Origin of the sequence: Azospirillum sp. B4 (assembly GCF_000333275.1) — a bacterium.
Taxonomy (GTDB): Bacteria; Pseudomonadota; Alphaproteobacteria; order Azospirillales; family Azospirillaceae; genus Nitrospirillum.
Genome location: NZ_BACU01000437.1, coordinates 1 through 1,395, shown reverse-complemented (window position 1 = coordinate 1,395; position 1,395 = coordinate 1). Strand labels below are relative to the sequence as shown.

Genomic DNA, 1,395 nt, shown 5'->3' with positions numbered 1-1,395 from the left:
CTCCATCCTGCTGGACCCGTTGGTGGTGGGGGAGGAGCATTACCGCATCGCCGAACGGGTGCGCGAAACCCTGGCCCGTTTCAGGACCTGCAGGACATCATCGCCCTGCTGGGCGTGGATGAGCTGAGCGGCGGCGACCGTCTGGTCGTGACCCGCGCTCGCCGCCTGCAACGCTTCCTCGCCCAGCCTTTCCTGGTGACCGAGGCGTTCACCGGAACGCCAGGCCGCACCGTGCCGCTGGCCGACACCCTGGCCGGCTGCCGCGCAATCCTTGATGGGGAAACGGACGACTGGGCCGAAAGCTCGCTGTACATGGTGGGGACGCTGGAGGAGGCGCGCGATAAGGAGGCGGCGGCCCGCAAGCCGGTGGAGGCGGCATGAACCTGCGCATCGTCACGCCCCTGGCCGTCATCGTCGAGGCGGCCGACGTCCGCGCGGTGCGGGCCGAGGACGCCAGCGGCGGCTTCGGGATTCTGCCCGGCCACGCCGACCTGCTGACGCGGCTGGCGATCTCCATCGTGCAGTGGCGCGATACCAACGGTCATCCAGGCGCCTGCGCCGTGCGCGGCGGGGTGCTGACGGTAACGGGCGGACAGGAGATTAACGTGGCGACGCGCGAGGCGGTGGCCGGCGATGACGTGGAAGCGCTGGCGGGATCGGTGCTGGAACGCTTCCGCGCCGACCTGGACCTGGAACGCCAGGAACGCACGGAAGACACCCGGCTGCACTTGAACGCCATCCGCCAGATCATGCGCCACCTGCGGCCCGACGGGCCTCTCGGCCGGGGAGGATGGTCATGACCGGCCCCGAAGCGCCGAACGGCGCCGATCCCTTGGTCACGGAGGTCCAGCGCCGTGGCGACCGTCATCGCCAAGCCCGCCTGCAGGGGGAGCCCTCCGTCGCCCGGAGGCTGACCCAGATCGGCGTTCTGGGCTGGCTGGTCGTCGTGCCGTCGCTGGCCGGCATGTTCGTCGGCCGGTGGCTGGACCGCACCTTCGGCTCCGGCCTGTTCTGGACCGCGCCCCTGCTGCTGCTGGGCCTCGTGCTGGGATGCTGGTCCGCCTGGAAATGGATGGGACGCGCCTGATGCCCACCTTCGACACCCTTCCCCCCACCCTGGCCGGCCTTGGCCTGGCTTTGCACCTGGCCCTGGGCTTGGGCTTGGGCCTGGCCTATTTCCGCAGCTTGCGCTGGAGCCTGGAGCGGCTGCTGCCACAGGGCCGGGCGGCCGCCGCCCTGCTGGCCGGGGTCCTGCGCTTCGCCCTTCTCGGCGCCGCCTTGACCGTGATCAGCCAGGAGGGTGCGTTGCCCCTGCTGTCGACCGCCCTGGGCCTGATGGCGGCGCGGTCGCTGGCCACCCGGCGGATGCGGAGGGCGGCACCGTGAGCGCGCCGG

Annotated in this window: 4 protein-coding genes; all 4 read left to right on the top strand. The window is 71.6% G+C overall.

Annotation, left to right across the window (positions count from 1 at the left end; translation table 11 throughout):
- Positions 1 to 114 precede the first annotated feature (114 nt).
- From I55_RS19135 to I55_RS19120, 4 genes are read left to right on the top strand one after another with little or no spacing between them, the layout of a single operon-like run.
- Positions 115 to 381 (top strand): hypothetical protein, encoded by a 267-nt coding sequence (locus tag I55_RS19135; RefSeq protein ID WP_044562180.1) that lies wholly within the window; start codon positions 115 to 117, stop codon positions 379 to 381.
- Positions 378 to 800 (top strand): F0F1 ATP synthase subunit epsilon, encoded by a 423-nt coding sequence (locus I55_RS19130; RefSeq protein ID WP_044562179.1) that lies wholly within the window; start codon positions 378 to 380, stop codon positions 798 to 800. Before I55_RS19135 ends, I55_RS19130 begins: the two co-directional genes overlap by 4 nt.
- Complete coding sequence (locus I55_RS19125) at positions 797 to 1,087, top strand: AtpZ/AtpI family protein (protein ID WP_044562178.1); 291 nt, start codon at positions 797 to 799, stop codon at positions 1,085 to 1,087. Before I55_RS19130 ends, I55_RS19125 begins: the two co-directional genes overlap by 4 nt.
- Positions 1,087 to 1,386: an ATP synthase subunit I gene (locus tag I55_RS19120; RefSeq protein ID WP_044562181.1), complete on the top strand. Its 300-nt coding sequence runs from the start codon at positions 1,087 to 1,089 to the stop codon at positions 1,384 to 1,386. The genes I55_RS19125 and I55_RS19120 overlap by 1 nt, the downstream gene beginning before the upstream one ends.
- Positions 1,387 to 1,395: the final 9 nt, after the last annotated feature.

Coding starts and splice junctions, on each gene's coding strand:
- I55_RS19130 (WP_044562179.1), top strand. CDS start 378: ATGAACCTGCGCATCGTCACGCCCCTGGCCGTCATCGTCGAGGCGGCC.
- I55_RS19125 (WP_044562178.1), top strand. CDS start 797: ATGACCGGCCCCGAAGCGCCGAACGGCGCCGATCCCTTGGTCACGGAG.
- I55_RS19120 (WP_044562181.1), top strand. CDS start 1,087: ATGCCCACCTTCGACACCCTTCCCCCCACCCTGGCCGGCCTTGGCCTG.